Origin of the sequence: Streptomyces sp. NRRL S-495 (assembly GCF_000966955.1) — a bacterium.
In the GTDB taxonomy this organism is placed as follows: Bacteria; Actinomycetota; Actinomycetes; order Streptomycetales; family Streptomycetaceae; genus Kitasatospora; species Kitasatospora purpeofusca.
In genome coordinates this window covers 11,248-29,358 of sequence record NZ_JZWY01000562.1, presented here as the reverse complement: position 1 = coordinate 29,358, position 18,111 = coordinate 11,248, and the positions used below count along the sequence as shown (strand labels likewise).

Sequence of the window (18,111 nt, the reverse complement as noted above, 5' to 3'; positions counted from 1 at the left end):
GTCCCGGACAGGCCGGTCCACTGCTGGTTGCTGCGGCCGTTGCACGTCCAGATCTCCACGGCCGTGCCGTTGGCCGTGCCGGCGCCCGTGACGTCCAGGCACAGCCCGGACTCGACGCCGATGATCGTGCCGTCGGAGTTCACCCGCCACTGCTGGTTCGCGCCCCCGCTGCAGGTCCAGATCTGCACCCGGGTACCGGCCGTGGTGGCGTGGCCCGGTACGTCCAGGCACTTGTTGCCGTACACGGTCAGCCGGTTGTCGGAGGTCGACGTCCACTGCTGGTTGGCGCCGCCCGAGCAGTCGTGGATCTGCAGGAAAGCGCCGTCGTTCCGGTCGGCGTTCGTCACGTCGAGGCACCGGCCGGAACCGGTGCCGTGCAAGGCGCCGCTGGTGGCCGCCCGGGCGGGGGCGGCGACGAGCATCGCTGCCAGTGCCGCCACCGCCGCGACCAGGGTGGTGAGCACCGTCGACAGCTTCCTGCGGCGGGAATTTCGGCTGCGCATGGGGACCTCCTCGGTGAACGGACAGAGCTGTCACACGGTTTCGGCGGCGCTCACACACGCGGGCCGCGGTGAGCGCGCGCCCCGCGGCTCAGCTCACTTGAAGTTCCAGTGCTGGTTGGCGCCGCCGTTGGAGTCCCAGATCTGGACGGGAGTGCCGTTGGCGGTCCGACCGCCGGGGATCTCCAGGGCCCGGCCGCTGGCGACGTTGGTCAGCGTGTAGGAGCCGTCGCTGTTCCGGCCGGCCCGCCAGTGCTGGTTGGCGCCGCCGCTGGAGTCCCAGACCTGCATCCGCGTCCCGTTGCCCGGCTGGTCGGCAGGCGCGTCCAGGGCCCGGCCGCTGGCGATGTTGGTCAGGGTGTAGGAGCCGTCGTTGTTCCGGGTGGCCCGCCACTGCTGGTTGGCGGCGCCGCCGGCGTCCCACACCTGGAGCGGGGTGCCGTTGCCGTTCTGCCCCGCGGGCTCGTCGAGGACGCGTCCGGCGGCCACGTCGGAGAGCGTGTAGACGGTGCCGGAGACGATGTCCCCGCTCGGCGTGCCGTTGCCGCTGCCGCCCAGGGCGGTGAGGGTCGCGCTGTAGGCGGGCTTCCTGTTGCCGTTGTTGTCGAACAGCAGGGGGTTCTCGCCGCCGCGCCAGGAGTCGCTGTCCCGGATGCCCCACACCGTGATGCCGGTGCAGCGGGCGACGTCGAGGCAGGCCCGGACGGTGTTGGCGTACGCGGTGGTGGACGCCTGGGCGATGTCGAGCTCGGTGAGCTGGACGTCGACGCCGAGCGCGGCGAAGTTGGCCAGGGTGGTCCGGAAGTCGGCCGGTGGGCCGCCGGCGCCGAAGTGGCTCTGGAGGCCGACGCAGTCGATGGGGACGCCGCGGGACTTGAAGTCCTTGACCATGGCGTAGACGCCCTGGGTCTTGGCGTCGGACCAGTTCTCGATGTTGTAGTCGTTGTAGCAGAGCTTGGCCGAGGGGTCGGCGGTCCGGGCGGTGCGGAACGCCTCCTCGATGAAGCCGTTGCCCAGCACGTTCTGGAACACGGAGCTGCGGTGCTGGCCGCTGCCGCCGTCGGCGAAGGCCTCGTTGACCACGTCCCAGGCGTAGATCCTGCCCTTGTAGTGGTTCATGGTCGTGGTGATGTGGTTGTTCATCACGCCGCGCAGGGTGGCGGCGTCGGTGATGGAGCCGACCCAGCCGGGCAGTTGGGAGTGCCAGACCAGGGTGTGGCCGCGCATGCGCTGGTTGTGCGAGGAGGCGTGGCCGACGATCGAGTCGGCGGGGGCGAAGTTGAAGTTGCCGCGCGAGGGTTCGACGGTGTCCCACTTCATCTCGTTCTCCGGGGTGATCACGGTGAATTCCCGGTCGAGAAGGGTGGAGTACATCGAGTCACCGAGCCGGCCGGCGGCCACGGCGGTGCCGAAGTAGCGGCCGCTGTCGGCGGCGGCCGCGCCCAGCGTGGTCGCTCCGGCGGCATGGGCGGCGGGGCTCGCGGTGACGGCGGTGGCCGCGCCGACGAGCACGCACGCGGCCGCCGTCAGGGCCTTGAAGGGGAGGGGGTTCCTGGTGAACCACGGCATGACGGATTGTTCTCCTCGGGTGGGGGGAGGTCTGCGCGCCGCTGCGGGGCCGGCGCCCTGTGCTGACGGTGGTGCGAGCGGTCCTGCCGGTCGGGCATTGTCCGCCGTACCTGTTAGCGTTAACAATCTTCGGCGAACAACAGTCCTGACGGCATGCCAGGGCGGGATCGAGGGCGGGATCGAGGGTGGATCGAGGGTGGATCGAGGGGTGGGGCCAGGTACGACGTCGACGCCCGGCGCGGTGTCGGGCCGTCGACATCGCCGCGCCCGAAGGCGGTTGGCGCGCGAGGGCCGGATCCAAGGCCGCTCGGACTTGTCGACGGCGCCAGTGTTGGCCGGAACCCGACAAGCTGTCAATGCTTTCGACGAGAACAGCGATACCTTCGCGGGGCATCGGAGTCCGCCCTGCCGGAGAAGGAGCTGGTCAGGGCCTGACGGTCGAGGGGCGGCCCCGGGGCTCGACCATGGGCCACCCTGCGCCCTTCGAAAGTTTCGAAGACGGAGTGGGGCCGCTCCGTCAGGGACGGCCGGGGGCGACGGCGCTGGAGCGCACCACCAGGGTGGTCGACAGTTCGAGCCGGGTGGGGGCCGCCGGGGCCTCCTCGTTGCGGAGGGCGAGGATCAGGCGGGTCGCCTGTTCGGCCATCTCGCGCAGGGGCTGGCGGACGGTCGTCAGCGCGGGGCTGGTCCACTGCGCGATGTCCAGGTCGTCGTAGCCGACGACGGACAGGTCCTCGGGAACGCGCAGGCCGCGGACCCGGGCGGCCTCCATGACGCCGAGTGCCTGCAGGTCGCTGCCGGCGAAGATCGCGGTGGGCCGGTCGGGGAGGTCCAACAGCCGTTCGGCCCGGGCGAATCCGCCCTCGGCGTGGAAGTCGCCGAAGGCGGTCAGTGCGGGGTCGACCGCCAGGCCGGCCATCGACATCGCGGAGCGGTAGCCGTCCAGCCGGGCCAGCGAGCAGAGGGTGTCCTCGGGACCGGTGACGATGGCGATGCGCCGGTGGCCGAGCTCGATCAGGTGGCGGGTGGCGGCGAGGCCGCCGGCCCAGTTGGCCGAACCCACCGAGGGCACGTCAGGATCGGGGTTGCCCGCCGGATCGACGATCACGAACGGGATGGAGCGCGCGCGCAGTTGGCGCTTGAACTCGGGCGGCAGGCTGGAGAAGACCAGCACGACACCGAGGGGACGCCGTCGCAGCACCCCCTCGATCCACTCCGGCCCCGGGGCGCGGCGCGAACCGCTGTGGGTGACCACGACCGCCGCCCCGTGCTCGTTCGCCACGGCCTCGACGCCGCGCAGGAGTTCCATCGCCCAGAGGCTGTCGAGCTCGGGGAAGACGATTTCGACCAGGGGTGCCTCACCGCCGCTGCGCGCGGCGCGCCGGTAGTCGTGGTCGCGCAGGACCTGTTCGACCCGGACGCGGGTGGTCGGCGCGACATCGGTACGGCCGTTGAGGACCTTCGAAACCGTCGAAACGGAGACCTCGGCCTCGCGCGCGATGTCCGCGAGGGTCACCCGTCCCAGTTCATCGACCTCTTCCATGGCTGCAGCATAGGGCACGGGCGGCGCAGGGCAGTTGGGGCAGCACGCCTCGGTGAATCTCGACCCGAGGGGTTGACCCGAAACATGTTCGCAACTTACCGTCCCCGCCATGCAGTTATTTCGAGAAGTAGATCGAAACTTTCGGAGAGCCTTGATGGGAAGGCACACTGCAGCGGTCGCGCTCGGCCTGTCCGTGGTGATGGCAGGGGCGACCGCCTGCGGCAGCGGCGGTTCCTCCGCCGCCGGCGGGGGCTCGGGCACGATCCACGTGCTGGTCTACGGGGACGCCGGCAACAAGGTCGAGAAGCAGCTGGTCGAGACCTTCAACAGGACGTCGAAGGTCAAGGCCGTCCTGGACACCGTCCCCGGCGCGGACTACCAGGCCAAGCTCAACACCGTCATCAACACCCCGCAGGCGCCGGACGTCTTCTTCAACTGGGGTGGCGGCAGCATCCAGCCCTATGTGAAGTCGGACCTGCTGCTGCCGCTGGACGACATGATCGCCGCGGACCCGGGGCTGAGGAGCAACTTCCTGCCCTCGGTGTTCAACACCGCGGTGATCGACGGCAGGTCCTACGGCATCCCGATGCGCGGCACGCAGCCCGTGCTGCTGTTCCACAACAAGAAGGTGCTGGCCGAGGCCGGACTGGGCGTCCCGAGGACCTGGGACGACCTGCTGGAGGCCGTCCGGGTGCTCAAGGCCAAGGGCATCACCCCGTTCGCCCTCGGCGGCGGCGACCAGTGGCCGACCCTGATGTGGTACGAGTACGTCTTCGACCGCGTCGCCGGTCCGGAGCTGTTCCGAAAGGCACTGTCCGGCGACCGGAGCGCCTGGCAGAGCGAGGACGCCAGGAAGGCGCTGGGCATGCTCAGGCAACTGGTCGACGCCGGGGCGTTCGGCTCGAACTTCGACTCGGTCAAGTTCACCGACGGGGGCTCTCCGGCCCTGCTGGCCAAGGGCAGGGCGGCCTTCGAGCTGATGGGGTCCTGGGAGTACGCCACCCAGCGGGACGCCGATCCCGACTTCGCCAAGGGCAAGCTCGGGTACAGCGAGTTCCCCGCCGTCGCCGGTGGCAAGGGCGATCCGGCCGACCTGGTCGGCAACACCAACAACTTCTACTCGGTGCTGAAGAAGAGCAAGCACCCCGAGGCGGCGGCCGCCTTCCTGAAGCTCATGTACTCCGACGAGTTCGTGAAGGCGCAGCTGGCGATCGGCAACCTGCCGACCACCACCAACACCGAGCAGTTCCTCGCCACCGCGGACGACCCCGCCTACTCGAAGTACCAGTACGACCTGGTCAAGTCCGCACCGTCGTTCCAGCTGTCCTGGGACCAGGCGTACCCGCCGGCCGCCAACACGCCGATCCACACCGCCGTCCAGCAGTTCTTCAACGGCAGGCTCGACGTGGACGGCTTCGTCAAGGCCATGCAGGCCCTGCCCGCCTCCTGAGACGGATCGCCATGAGTGCTTCCTCGTCCGTGCCCCGGTACCGTCGCCGCCTGCGGGCCGCAGGCCGCCGGACCGGCGTCGGGGTGACCCGCCCGGGCCTTCTCTGGGCGGTGCCCGCGACCGTGTTCTTCCTGGCGTTCGCGCTTCTGCCGCTGGTCCTGGTGGCGGTGCTCTCCTTCACCAGCTGGAACGGCGTCGACGCCCCCCGGTTCAACGGCCTCGGCAACTGGGCCGAGCTGCTGCACGATCCGGTGATGACGCAGAGCCTCGGTCTGACCCTGGTGCTGACCCTGGCCGGCGTGGTCGTGCAGACCCCGGTGAGCATCCTGCTGGGCGTGTGGGCGGCCGGTCACCAACGCAACCGCGCCGTGCTGTCCGCGATCTTCTTCGTCCCGCTGCTGCTGTCCGCGACCGCGGTCTCGGTGGTCTGGCGTGCCGTCCTCGACCCCAACTTCGGCGTGCCCGCGCAGCTGGAAGGGGTCTTCGGCGACGGCAATCTGATGGGACATCAGGGCAGTGCCCTGGCGGTCCTCACCTTCGTCGGCATGTGGCAGTGGACGCCCATGCACGCCCTGCTCTACCAGGGCGGCGCCCGGGCGATCCCGCGGGTGCTCTACCAGGCCGCGTCGATCGACGGGGCGGGCAAGGTGCGGCAGTTCCTCCACATCACCCTGCCGCAACTGCGCAACACCATGATCACGTCGATGATCCTGATGGTGGTGGGCGGTCTCACCACCTTCGACACCGTCCTCGTCCTCACCCGGGGCGGACCGGGCACCGACACCACCAACAGCGCCTACTACATGTACCAACAGGCCTTCAAGAACTTCGACTTCGGCGCGGGATCGGCCATTGCCCTGGTCCTCGTGGTGGTCGCCACCCTGATCTCGCTCGTCGTCGTGCGCCTGTCCGGCTACGACCGGATGCGCAGCACCGCGGAGGGACTGTGACAAGACGGCGCCCCAACCACCTGGCCGGCTTCGGCGCCCTGATCTGGCTCGCCCTGGTCGGGTTCCCGCTGTACGTCCTGCTGATCTCGACGTTCCGGACCCGGTCCGACTACTCCTCGCGGGGGCCGCTGACCTTCCCCTCGCAGCTGACCCTGCGGAACTACGTCGACGACTTCTCCAACGGCTTCGGCCGGGACTTCCTCAACACGCTCCTCGTCACGGTGAGCGTGGTCGGGATCGTCCTGCTCGTGGTGCCCCCGCTCGCCTACGCGATCGTGCGGGCCCGGGGCAGGGTCATCGGCACGGTGTTCCGGATCTTCCTGCTGGGGCTGGCGATTCCGGCCCAGGCCGTGATCGTGCCGATGTTCTACGTCATCAGCAAGGCGGGCCTCTACGACAACCTGCTCGGCGTCATCCTGCCCACCGCGGCGTTCTGCCTGCCGGTCTGCACGCTGGTCCTCACCGGCGCCATGCGGGACATCACCGGCGAGCTCTACGAGGCCATGGCCATGGACGGCGCCACCCCCTGGCGGGTGTTCCGGCAACTGGTGCTGCCGCTGTCCAGGGGCGGCCTCTCGTCCGTCGTGGTCTTCGCCGCGCTGCAGGCGTGGAACGGCTTCCTGTTCCCCCTGATCCTCACCCAGTCGGAGAGCACCAAGGTCAGCACCGTCGGCCTGTACGACTTCCAGACCGAGCACGGCGTCGACGTGCCCGGTCTGCTCAGCGCCGTCGTGCTGTCGACGCTCCCCGTCCTCATCGTCTACCTGTTCGCCCGACGCGCCTTGGTCCAAGGCCTCATGGGCGTCGGAGGAAAGTGACCGGCAACATGAACCTGGCCCTCCCGCCCGCCGACCCGACCGCCCGCTGGCGCGACCGCGCGCTCAGCCCCGAGGAGCGCGCGGACGCCGTCCGCGCCGAAATGACGCTGCCGGAGAAGCTGGCCCAGCTCGTGGGCGTCTGGGTCGGCGCCTCCGAGGAGGGCAGTGAGGTCGCCCCGCACCAGCACGACATGGAGGATCCGCCCGTCCTCGACGACCTGCTCCCTTCCGGCCTGGGCCAGCTGACCCGGCCCTTCGGCACGCTGCCGGTCGACCCGGCGCTGGGCGCGCTCTCCTTGGCCCGCAGCCAGCGGCGCATCGCCGCCGCGAACCGCTTCGGCATACCCGCCCTCGCGCACGAGGAGTGCCTGGCCGGCTTCGCCGCCTGGGGTGCCACCGCCTACCCGGTGCCGCTCTCCTGGGGTGCCACCTTCGACCCGGACCTGATCCGGCGGATGGCCGCGGCCATCGGCCGCGACATGCGGGCGGTCGGCGTCCACCAGGGCCTCGCCCCGGTCCTCGACGTCGTCCGCGACGCCCGCTGGGGCCGGGTCGAGGAGACCATCGGCGAGGACCCCTACCTGGTCGGCACGGTGGCCACCGCCTACGTGCAGGGCCTGGAGTCCGAGGGGATCGTCGCCACGCTCAAGCACTTCGCCGGGTACTCGGCCTCCCGCGCCGGACGCAACCTCGCCCCCGTGGGGATGGGCGCGCGGGAGCGCGCCGACGTGATCCTGCCGCCCTTCGAGATGGCGGTGCGGGAGGGCCGGCCCCGTTCGGTCATGCACGCCTACACCGACACCGACGGCGTCCCCTCGGCCGCCGACGAGGCGCTGCTGACCGGGCTGCTGCGCGACACCTGGGGCTTCGACGGGACGGTGGTCGCCGACTACTTCGGCATCGCCTTCCTCAAGGTGCTGCACGGCGTCGCCGGGGACTGGGCCGAGGCCGCCGCCCTCGCCCTGGCCAGCGGCGTGGACGTGGAACTGCCCACCGTCAAGACCTTCGGGGAGCCGCTGCTGCGCGCCGTCCAGGACGGCACCGTGCCCGAGGCGCTGGTCGACCGGGCGCTGCGCCGGGTGCTGGTCCAGAAGGCCCGGCTCGGCCTGCTGGACCAGGACTGGGACGCCGTCCCGGCGGCACTCGCCGGTCGCCCGCTGGACGACCCGAACCGGCTGCGCGGCTCGGTCGACCTGGACCGCCCGGAGAACCGCGCCCTGGCCCGGGAGATCGCCGAGCAGGCCGTGGTGCTGCTGCGCAACGACGGCACCCTGCCGCTCCGCGGACCCCGCCGGATCGCGCTGATCGGCCCCAATGCGGACACGCCGACCGCGGTGCTGGGCTGCTACGCCTTCCCCGTGCACGTCGGCAGCCGGCATCCCGAAGTCCCGCTCGGCATCGAACTGCCCACACTCAGACAGGCGTTGGCGGCCGAACTTCCCGGCAGCGAGATCCGGACCGCGGCCGGGGCGAGCGTCGACGGGCTCGATACCTCCGGCTTCGCCGAGGCCGTCGAGGCGGCTCGGCAGGCCGATGTCGTGATCGTCGCCCTCGGTGACCGGGCTGGTCTGTTCGGGCGCGGCACCAGCGGCGAGGGCTGCGACGTCGAGACGCTGGAACTGCCCGGGGTCCAGCGGCAGTTGCTCGACGCGCTGCTGGACACCGGCAGGCCGGTCGTGCCGGTGCTGCTGGCCGGCCGCCCCTACGCGCTGGGACGCGCGGCGACCGAGGCGGCGGCCCTGGTGCAGACCTTCTTCCCCGGTGAGGCCGGGACCGAGGCGATCGCCGCGGTGCTCAGCGGCCGGACCAACCCCTCGGGCCGGTTGCCGGTCAGCATCCCGGCGCGGCCGGCCGTGCAGCCCTCCACCTACCTCGCCGCCCGTCTGGCCGGAGCCAGCGAGGTCTCCAGTAAGTACCGATCCGACCCCCGCGTTCGGATTCGGGCACGGCATCGGCTACACCACGTTCGCCTGGACCGACCTGGAGGTGGAACGGGCCGCGGCCACGACCGACGGCGGGTTCGGCCTCGCCTTCACCCTGCGCAACACCGGGGAGCGCAGCGGCACCGAGACCGTCCAGCTCTACCTGCACGACCCCGTCGCCTCGGTCGTCCAGCCGGTCCAGCGGCTGATCGGCTACCGGCGGATCACCCTCGACGCGGGCGAGCGGACCCGGGTCCGGATCGGCGTGCCCGCCGACCTCGCGTCCTTCACCGGACGCGACGGCCGACGCATCGTCGAGCCCGGCGCACTGGAGCTGCGGGTCGCCGCCTCCAGCACCGACGTCCGGCTCACCGCCACCGTCCGACTGGACGGCCCGGTCCGAGTCCTGGACCACACCCGGCGCCTGCACGCGGACTTCCGCCGCACCTGACGCGTCACCGCACCTGACGCGTCACCGCGCCCGCCGCCGGAACCTTCCTCGCACTCCTCGCACTCCTCGCACTCCGAGCCGCCCGACGGAGAGGTCCCATGTTCCGATCCCGCTCGTTACCGTCCCGCCTCCTGGGCGTCGTCGCCGCGCTCGGCCTCGCGGTCGGCCTGAGCCTGCAGGCCGCCCCCCGGGCCGCCGCCGACCCGCAGGCCACCGCCGCGCTGCAGGCCGTCGCCACGCCGCCGGCCGCCGCCCCCCGGGCCGCCGCCTCGCTGACGCAGATCACGGACTTCGGCACCAACCCGACCGGTCTGCTGATGCACCTGTACGTGCCGACCGCCGTCAGGGCCGACCCCCCGATCCTGCTGGCGCTGCACGGGTGCCAGGGGACGGGGCCCTACATGTACTCCAGCACCGACTTCGGGTCGCTGGCCGACCGGTACGGCTTCCTCGTCGTCTACCCCTCGTCGAACCCCGCCAAGAGCTGCTGGGACGTCTCCTCCGACCAGGCGCTGACCCGCAACGGCGGCAGTGACCCGGTCGGGCTGATGTCGATGATCACCTACACGGAGCAGCACTACGGCGGCAACGCCGACGCCGTGTACGTGACCGGGGAGTCGTCGGGCGGGATGATGACGAACGTGCTGCTCGCCGAGTACCCCGAGGTGTTCAAGGCGGGCGCGGCGTTCATGGGCGTGCCCTACTACTGCTTCCGCACCGGCTCCCCGCGCGGCTGGAACGGGGACTGCGCCCAGGGCAAGGTGTCCAGGACCCCGCAGCAGTGGGGCGGCCTGGTCCGCAACCCGGGGTATCCCGGCTACACCGGTCCCCGTCCGCGCGTACAGCTGTGGCACGGCACCGCCGACACCTCGGTGAGTCACAACAACCTCGGTGAAGAGATCAAGCAGTGGACGGACGTCCTCGGCGTGAGCCAGACCCCGTCGGCCACCGACACCCCCGTGGCGAACTGGAACCGCACGCGGTACAACAACGGCGCCGGAGTCACCCAGGTCGAGGCGTACAGCCTCGCCGGGGCCGGGCACGAACTCCCGGTCCAGGGTTCGGCGATGGCCGCCCACGCCGTCCGCTTCATGGGCCTGGACGCGGGGCCGTCCGGCGGCGGCACGACCGGCGCGCTGCACGCGGTGGCCGCGGGCAAGTGCCTGACCGACGCGAACAACGCGGGGGCGGGCACGCAGCAGCAGATCTTCGGGTGCAACGGCGGTGCGAACCAGACCTGGACCCGCACGGCGTCGAACCAGCTGACCGTGACCGTCGGCGGCAGCACCCTGTGCCTGGACGCCAACGCCAAGGGCACCACCGACCGCACCAAGGTGGTCGTCTGGTCCTGCAACGGCCAGACCAACCAGCAGTGGCGGCTGAACGCGAACGGGACCGTCACCGGGGTCCAGTCGGGGCTCTGCCTGGACGTGGCCGGGCTTGCCACCGCCGACGGAACGCCGGTCCAGCTGTGGAGCTGCAGCGGTGGCAGGAACCAGCAGTGGACGCTGGGGTGACGCGGGTGCGCGCCGGCCGCGCCGACCCGGCCCGGCCGTAACCGCGCGGGTCCGCCCGCCGCACCGTCAGGGTGCGGCGGGCGGACCCGTCCGGGCCGTGCTCAGGCGCAGTCGGCGCCGTTCAGGGTGAAGCGGGCCGGCGCCGGGTTGGCGCCGGAGTACGTCGCCTGGAAGCCGAGGCTCGTGCTCGCCCCGGCCGCCAGGCCGGCGTTCCAGCCGGCGTCCCGCGCGCTCACGGTGCGGCCGGACTGGGCCACCGTCGCGTTCCACCCCGTCGAGATCCGCTGGTCACCGGGGAAGCTCCAGCCGAGCGTCCAGCCGGAGACGGCCGCGGTGCCGGTGTTCCGCACGGTCACCGTCGCGGTGAAGCCGCCGCTCCAGGCGCTGTCGACCCGGTAGGACACCGAGCAGGACGCCGCGGGCTGCGTCGGTCCCGTCCGCCGTTCGGCGGCGAACGCGGCGAGCCAGGCCAGCGAGGCGTTCCAGTTGACCGCCACCTCGTTGGTCGAGTACGAGCCGATGTCGTCGACGTAGCAGGCCGCCGGTGCGCAGCCGGTCAGCCGTTCCTTCGCCACCGGATCCTCCAGGCCNGGATCCTCCAGGCCGGCGTCCGGGCCGCCCGCGAAGGAACCGGCCGGCGGGTGCGGCAGCGAGGCGTCGTTCTGGTGCGCCCAGAACCGGTGGTGCTGGTTCTCCGAGGCGCGCTCGCCGTAGCCGGTCACATAGGAGCGGTCCAGCGCGTTGCGGCCCAGCAGGTAGTCCAGCGCCTCCAGGGCGCCGGTCCGGTAGCGGGCGGCACCGGTCAGCTCGTGGGCGACGGCCAGCACCATCGCGTTGTTGGCGACCGAGCTGTTGGAGCCCCAGACGTAGCCGTCGGCGGCGATCGGAACCGCGTAGCCCTGTCCGGCCATGGTGGCCAGGTGGCTGTCGGCGGCCGTGGTCAGCAGGCCGCGCAGCCGCGTCACGTCGTCGCCGGGCAGGGCCACGCCGGGCACGGTGGCCAGGGTGATCCGGCCGAGCGTCGCGGTGCCGCCCCACCAGAACGCGTCGACCGGCTTGCTGTGGTGCGGCGAGGCGGTGACGGCGTCCCGGTACTGCGACTCGCCGGTGGTGGCGAGGAGTTCGGCCGCGGCCCAGTAGAACTCGTCGGAGACGTCGGCGTCCTCGTACGCGCCGCCGCCGGTGTTGTCGGTCGCCGGGGCGAGGAGGTTCGGGTTGGCCCTGGCCGCCGTCCAGGCGCGGCGGGCCGCGTCCAGGCAGCGGGCGGCGAAGGCGGCGTCGTACGGCGCGTACACCCGGGCGCACTGCGCGGCGGTGGCGGCCAGGTTGAGCGTGGCGGCGGTCGACGGCCGGTGCAATTCACGCTCTGCTTCGTCGAGTTCGGGCCGGGTCGGCAGGCCGGTCCACTGCGCGTCATGCACCTTGTGGAAGGCCGTGCCGGCCAGCGGTCGGCCGTCCGGGACCTGCATCCGCAGCAGGAAGTCCAGCTCCCAGCGGGCCTCGTCCAGCACGTCCGGTACCCCGTTGCCGCGCTCGGGGACGCGCAGCGTGGAGTCGCCGAGCGCCGCGTCGCCGCCCGAACGGCGGGCCCGTTCGAAGGAGTTGACCAGCTCCCAGGTCGCGATGCCGCCGTTGACCACGTACTTGCCCTGGTCGCCCGCGTCGTACCAGCCGCCGCGGACGTCCGACCGGTAGTCGCAGACCCCGGCCTGGCACGGAACGCCGGTGTCGCCCTTGTTCGGCGCCACGCCCAGGTGGCCGGCGGGGCGCGCGTAGGCGCTGCCGACCAGGGCGGCGTCGATGGCGATGCCGCTGCGCTGCTGGTGGAAGAAGGACATGCTGTCGGCGCGCAGCCCGTCGTACAGCGACGCCGAGATGTCGAACGGGTGGCTCGCCCGGCCGTCCACGACCAGGGTGTAGCCGGTGCCGGTGCCGGTGTACGCGCCGAAGTCCACCAGGTGTGTGGACTCGCCGGACGCCCGGTCGGCGCCGTGCACGGTGGTCGCGCCGGCGGCGGCCTGCGCGCCGGAGGCGTCGCGCAGCTGCCAGGCGAGCGGGGCGGTCGCGGAGCTGACCACGGTGGCCCGCTTGGGCCCGTCCGGCAGGTAGCCGAGCTGGTTCACGCGGACGGGGAAGTCGGCGGCGGGTCCGGCCGTGGCCGCCGCCGCGGTGGTGGCCGGGGCGAACGCGGTGGCGGTCAGGCCGCCGGCGGCCAGGGCCAGGCCGGTCAGTACGGCGGCCGCGCGTCGGGGCAGGCCGCGGCCGGAGAGGTCGGGAGGCATGGGTGGGGGCCTTCCTTCGGGGGTGGGGAGTGGGAGCCCGGAATGTGGGAGCGCTCCCAGTGCCCCAATGAAGCCAGCTGTCCATCAGGTGCGTCAAGGTGGGCTGATCGAGGAAGAGTTGACGTTGCATCAGGTCGGCCGTCGGTTCGGCGACGTGGACCCCGTCGTCCTGGTCGGGTTGGGAAGTCCTGGTGCGGCGAACGGCGGTGACGGACTGTCGGACGGTGCCGGTGGGGCTGGTCAAGATTGGATAACGGGCTGTACCGAATCTTGTCGGGTCTGATTGTGAGCGCTAACAATCGAGCGATCGACGATCCCGAGAGGAAGTCCCGACATGTCCAAGAGAGCTGCGGCGGCCCTGGCTGCCGGCGCGATGGTCGCCGTCCTCACCTCCTGTGGCTCCGGTGGCGGAGGCTCTGCCGACAAGGGCTCCGGCCACCGGATCGTGGTGGGCTTCTCGCAGGTCGGTGCGGAGAGCGGCTGGCGCACCGCCAACACTAAGTCGGTCCAGGAGGCCGCGAAGAAGGCCGGCATCGAGCTGAAGTTCTCCGACGCGCAGCAGAAGCAGGAGAACCAGATCAAGGCGATCCGCTCGTTCATCCAGCAGAAGGTCGACGTGATCGCCTTCTCGCCGGTGGTGGAGTCGGGGTGGGACACCGTCCTGAAGGAGGCCAAGGACGCGCGCATCCCGGTCGTCCTGACCGACCGCGCGGTGGACTCCAAGGACGAGTCGCTCTACGTCTCCTTCCTCGGCTCGGACTTCGTCGAGGAGGGCAGGGCGGCCGGCGACTGGCTGGTCAAGGAGTACTCGGCCAGCGGCGGTGACGTGAACGTCGTCCAGCTGGAGGGCACCACCGGCTCGGCGCCGGCCAACGACCGCAAGTCCGGCTTCGCGGACGCCATCAAGGGGCAGCCCAAGTTCAAGGTCGTCGCCTCGCAGACCGGCGATTTCACCCGCGCCAAGGGCAAGGAGGTCATGCAGGCCTTCCTGAAGTCCCAGCCGAAGATCGACGTGCTGTACGCGCACAACGACGACATGGCGCTGGGGGCGATCCAGGCGATCGAGGAGGCCGGCAGGAAGCCCGGCACCGACATCAGGATCGTGTCCGTGGACGGCGTCAAGGACGCCTTCGTCGCGATGAGCCAGGGCAAGATCAACTTCGATGTCGAGTGCAACCCGCTCCTCGGCGACCAGCTGATGGACCTGGTGAAGAAGGTCAAGGCGGGTGAACAGGTGCCCCGGCGGATCAAGACCGAGGAGGGCACCTTCACCCCCGAGCAGGCCGCCGCGGCCCTCCCGAACCGCCAGTACTGACCCACCCCGATCGTGCGGGGCCGCTCCTGCGGGCCGGCCCCGCACAGCCCGGACCGAACCGCCCGAGGGCGGGACGCGTCCGGGAGAGACGAGAGGAGAGCCCGGGTGCAACCGGTCCTGGAAGTCCGGGGGATCCGCAAGGAGTTCCCCGGGGTGGTGGCGCTGGACGGGGTCGACTTCCGACTCTTCCCCGGCGAGGTGCACGCCCTGATGGGGGAGAACGGCGCCGGCAAGTCCACCCTGATCAAGGTGCTCACCGGTGTCCACCCGGTGGACGGCGGCGAGGTGGTGCTCGCCGGCCGGCCGGTGCGGATCACCGGACCGGCACAGGCCCGACAGGTCGGCATCAGCACGGTCTACCAGGAGGTGAACCTCTGTCCGAACCTGTCGGTCGCGGAGAACGTCCTCATCGGGCGGGAGCCCCGCCGGTTCGGCCTGATCGACTGGGCCGCGATGCGTCGCCGGGCCGCCGAGCTGGTCCGCGAACTGGAACTGGACATCGACGTCGGCGCGCCGCTGAACAGCTGCTCCATCGCCGTCCAGCAGCTCGTGGCCATCGTCCGCGCGGTCGACGCCTCCGCCAAGGTGCTGATCCTGGACGAACCCACCTCCAGTCTCGACCGCGACGAGGTCCGTCAGCTCTTCACCGTGATGCGCCGGTTGCGGGACCAGGGGGTCGCCATCCTGTTCGTGTCGCACTTCCTCGACCAGGTCTACGAGATCTGCGACCGGATGACCGTGCTGCGCAACGGCCGGCTCGAAGGCGAGTACCTGACCGGCGAGCTGAGTCGGACCGGACTGGTCTCCCGGATGATCGGTGCCGAGCTCGCCGGCCTCGACCGGCTCGGTGGCGGCAAGCGGCGCGAACGCACCGGACCGGACACCGGCCCGGACACCGGAGCGGTGTTCCTCCAGGCCGACGGGCTGACCCGGCGGGGCGCCGTCGAACCGTACGACCTTGCAATCCGGTCGGGCGAGGTGATCGGACTGGCCGGGCTGCTGGGCTCCGGACGGACCGAGGCCGCCCGGCTGCTGTTCGGCGCCGACCGGAGCGACGGCGGCACGCTGCGGATCGAGGGCGCCGAGACCGCACTGCGCGGGCCGCGCGACGCGATCGCCCACGGCATCGCGTTCTGCTCGGAGAACCGCAGGACCGAGGGCCTGGTCGGCGAGCTGACCGTCCGGGAGAACATCGTGCTGGCGCTGCAGGCGGCCCGGGGCTGGACCCGTCCGCTGTCCCGTGCCACGCAGGACGAGCTGGCGCTGCGCTGGACACGCGCCCTGGACATCCGCCCGGCCGACCCCGGGACGCCGGTGCGCAACCTCAGCGGCGGCAATCAGCAGAAGGTACTGCTCGCCCGCTGGCTGATCACCGACCCCAAGCTGCTGATCCTGGACGAGCCGACCCGCGGCATCGACATCGGGGCGAAGGCCGAGATCCAGAAGCTGGTGGCGGGCCTCGCGGAGGACGGTACGGCGGTGCTCTTCATCTCCGCCGAACTGGAGGAGGTGCTGCGGCTCAGCCACCGGGTCGGCGTACTGCGCGACCGCCGGATGGTCGCCCAGTTGGACAACGACGGCGAGCTCACCCCGGAGCGCGTCATGGCCGCCATCGCGAGCGGAGCGGAGCAATGAGCACGGCAACGGCGGAGCGCCCGGTGAAGGTGATGAAGGCGGTGACCCGGTACCGGCTGTTCTGGCCGGCCGCGGTGCTGGCCGTGCTCCTGCTCGCCAACCTCGCCTTCACCCCCGACTTCTTCGCCGTCCACCTCCGGGGCGGCCACCTCTACGGCTCCCTGATCGACATCCTGCACTTCGGCGCCCCGCTGATCCTGGTCTCCCTGGGCATGACCCTGGTGATCGCCACCGGCGGCATCGACCTGTCGGTCGGTTCGACCGTCGCGATCTCCGGCGCCACGGCCTGCCTGCACATCAGCAGTTCCGCCGACCCTGGCGGCGTCGGCACCGTGCTGACCGCCCTCGGTTACGCCCTCGGCACCGCCCTGGTGCTCGGCCTCGTCAACGGTGTCCTGGTGGCCGGGGCAGGCGTCCAGCCGATCGTCGCCACCCTGATCCTGATGGTCGCCGGCCGGGGCCTGGCCCAGCTGATCACCGACGGCCAGATCATCACCGTCACCAGCGAGCCCTACCAGCTGATCGGCGGAGGCTACTGGCTGACGGTGCCGTTCGCGATCCTGCTCAGCGGCCTGATCGCGTTGCTCGCCGCGCTGCTCACCCGTTCCACCGCGCTCGGCCTGCTGCTGGAGTCGGTCGGCGGCAATCCGGTGGCCAGCCGGCTGGTCGGCATCCGGGCGATGCGCCTGGTCGGCCTGGTGTACGTGTTCAGCGCGCTGTGCGCGGCGGTCGCCGGACTGATGGTCTCCTCCAACGTCTCGGCGGCGGACGGGAACAACGCCGGCCTGTGGATCGAACTCGACGCCATCCTCGCGGTGGTGCTCGGCGGGACCTCGCTCAACGGCGGCCGGTTCTCGATCGGCGGCACCGTCCTCGGCGCGCTGATCATCCAGACCCTCTCCACCACCGTCTACACCGTCGGCATCCCGCCGGAGACCACCCTGGTGTTCAAGGCGTTCGTGGTGATCGCGGTGTGCCTGGTCCAGTCGCCCGCCTTCCGCGCCGAGCTCGCCGGCCGCGGCGCCCGGGTCCGGCGCGCCGCCCGGTCCCGGACCGCGGCCCCCACTCACCGGGAGGTCGGCGAATGAACGCCAACGCCCTGTCGGCCCGCCTGCGCGGGCAGATCCCGCTGCTGGTCACCGCGGTCCTGCTGGTGTCGATGTTCGGCGTCGGCTCGGTGGAGTACGAGGGCTTCTTCTCCGGCCAGGTCGTGCTCAATCTGCTGATCGACAACGCCTTCCTGCTGGTCGTCGCGGTCGGGATGACCTTCGTCGTGCTGACCGGCGGCATCGACCTGTCGGTCGGTGCGGTGGTCGCCCTGTCCACCGTGGTCTCCGCCTGGCTGGTCGAACAGCACGGCTGGCCGCCGCTGCTGGTGATCCCGCTGGTCCTGCTGACGGGCACTGCGGGCGGCTGGCTGATGGGCTGGGTCATCCACGTCCTGGAGATCCAGCCGTTCATCGTCACGCTGGCCGGCATGTTCCTGGCCCGCGGCCTGTGCTACACGATCAGCATCGATTCGATCTCCATCACCGATCCGCAGTACACCGCCATGGCGCAGACCCGGATCCCGCTCGGCAGTCTGTTCGTCTCGCCGAGCGTGGTGATCGCGCTGCTGGTGGTCGCGGTCGGATTCGTGGTCCTCCACCGCACCCGGCTCGGCCGCAACGTCTACGCGCTCGGCGGCGGCGAGCAGTCCGCGCTGCTGATGGGGCTGCCGGTCCGGCGGACCAGGATCACCGTGTACGCGATCAGCGGCTTCTGCTCCGCACTCGGCGGCGTCCTGCTCACCTTCTACATGCTCTCCGGCTACGGCCTGCACGCGGTCGGCCTGGAACTCGACGCGATCGCCGCGGTCGTCATCGGCGGCACGCTGCTGACCGGCGGCTCCGGTTACCTCCTCGGTACCGTGCTGGGCGTGCTGGTGCTCGGACTGATCCAGACCGTGATCAGCTTCCAGGGCACCCTCAGCTCCTGGTGGACCCGGATCGTCATCGGCGCCCTGCTGTTCGTCTTCATCGTCCTGCAGCGCCTGCTCACCGCCCGTCGGCGCTGACCGCGGGGCACGTCCACCCGCACCTCCGTCCGCCGCGCGGCCCCGCCCGTGCGGCGGTACCCCCAACCGACCGGAGGACGCGTCCCGTCGCCACCCTCACCCC

General features: G+C 71.4%; 12 protein-coding genes and 1 pseudogene. 9 read left to right on the top strand and 4 right to left on the bottom strand.

What is annotated here, in order from left to right:
• From VR45_RS27295 to VR45_RS27285, 3 genes are all read right to left on the bottom strand, one after another.
• On the bottom strand, positions 1-503 hold a 503-nt coding region (locus tag VR45_RS27295; RefSeq protein WP_045942499.1), incomplete at its 3' end, for a ricin-type beta-trefoil lectin domain protein.
• Positions 504-596: 93 nt separating this feature from the next.
• Entirely contained in the window at positions 597-2,069 is a 1,473-nt protein-coding gene (locus VR45_RS27290; RefSeq protein ID WP_045942496.1) for an endo-1,4-beta-xylanase, read from the bottom strand.
• A 517-nt stretch (positions 2,070-2,586) separates the two neighbouring features.
• Complete coding sequence (locus VR45_RS27285) at positions 2,587-3,612, bottom strand: LacI family DNA-binding transcriptional regulator (RefSeq protein ID WP_045942495.1); 1,026 nt, start codon at positions 3,610-3,612, stop codon at positions 2,587-2,589.
• A 154-nt stretch (positions 3,613-3,766) separates the two neighbouring features.
• On the opposite strand from VR45_RS27285, the gene VR45_RS27280 reads away from it, so the two are divergent.
• From VR45_RS27280 to VR45_RS27260, 5 genes and pseudogenes are all read left to right on the top strand, one after another.
• Positions 3,767-5,062 carry an extracellular solute-binding protein gene (locus VR45_RS27280; RefSeq protein WP_045942494.1) on the top strand — a complete coding sequence of 432 codons (1,296 nt, stop codon included), beginning with the start codon at positions 3,767-3,769 and terminating at the stop codon, positions 5,060-5,062.
• Between the two features lie 11 nt (positions 5,063-5,073).
• Entirely contained in the window at positions 5,074-6,012 is a 939-nt protein-coding gene (locus VR45_RS27275) for a sugar ABC transporter permease (RefSeq protein ID WP_045942493.1), read from the top strand.
• A complete protein-coding gene (locus VR45_RS27270) occupies positions 6,009-6,830 on the top strand; it encodes a carbohydrate ABC transporter permease (protein ID WP_045942492.1) in 822 nt (273 codons plus the stop codon). Before VR45_RS27275 ends, VR45_RS27270 begins: the two co-directional genes overlap by 4 nt.
• 101 nt (positions 6,831-6,931) lie before the next feature.
• Positions 6,932-9,203, top strand: a pseudogene (locus VR45_RS27265) (glycoside hydrolase family 3 N-terminal domain-containing protein).
• A 98-nt stretch (positions 9,204-9,301) separates the two neighbouring features.
• Entirely contained in the window at positions 9,302-10,720 is a 1,419-nt protein-coding gene (locus tag VR45_RS27260; RefSeq protein ID WP_045942491.1) for a PHB depolymerase family esterase, read from the top strand.
• A 101-nt stretch (positions 10,721-10,821) separates the two neighbouring features.
• On the opposite strand, the gene VR45_RS27255 is transcribed toward VR45_RS27260, so the two are convergent.
• On the bottom strand, positions 10,822-13,002 hold the full coding sequence (locus tag VR45_RS27255) for a glycoside hydrolase family 9 protein (RefSeq protein ID WP_045942490.1): 2,181 nt from the start codon (positions 13,000-13,002) through the stop codon (positions 10,822-10,824).
• A gap of 334 nt (positions 13,003-13,336) precedes the next feature.
• On the opposite strand from VR45_RS27255, the gene VR45_RS27250 reads away from it, so the two are divergent.
• The 4 genes from VR45_RS27250 (at position 13,337) to yjfF (ending at position 18,008) form a co-directional block, all read left to right on the top strand.
• Positions 13,337-14,317 carry an ABC transporter substrate-binding protein gene (locus VR45_RS27250; protein ID WP_045942489.1) on the top strand — a complete coding sequence of 327 codons (981 nt, stop codon included), beginning with the start codon at positions 13,337-13,339 and terminating at the stop codon, positions 14,315-14,317.
• Positions 14,318-14,422: 105 nt separating this feature from the next.
• Positions 14,423-15,952, top strand: a complete 1,530-nt coding sequence (locus VR45_RS27245) for a sugar ABC transporter ATP-binding protein (protein ID WP_045942488.1) — start codon at positions 14,423-14,425, stop codon at positions 15,950-15,952.
• A complete protein-coding gene (locus VR45_RS27240) occupies positions 15,949-17,040 on the top strand; it encodes an ABC transporter permease (protein WP_045942487.1) in 1,092 nt (363 codons plus the stop codon). Before VR45_RS27245 ends, VR45_RS27240 begins: the two co-directional genes overlap by 4 nt.
• Complete coding sequence (yjfF, locus tag VR45_RS27235) at positions 17,037-18,008, top strand: galactofuranose ABC transporter, permease protein YjfF (protein WP_045942486.1); 972 nt, start codon at positions 17,037-17,039, stop codon at positions 18,006-18,008. The genes VR45_RS27240 and yjfF overlap by 4 nt, the downstream gene beginning before the upstream one ends.
• Positions 18,009-18,111: the final 103 nt, after the last annotated feature.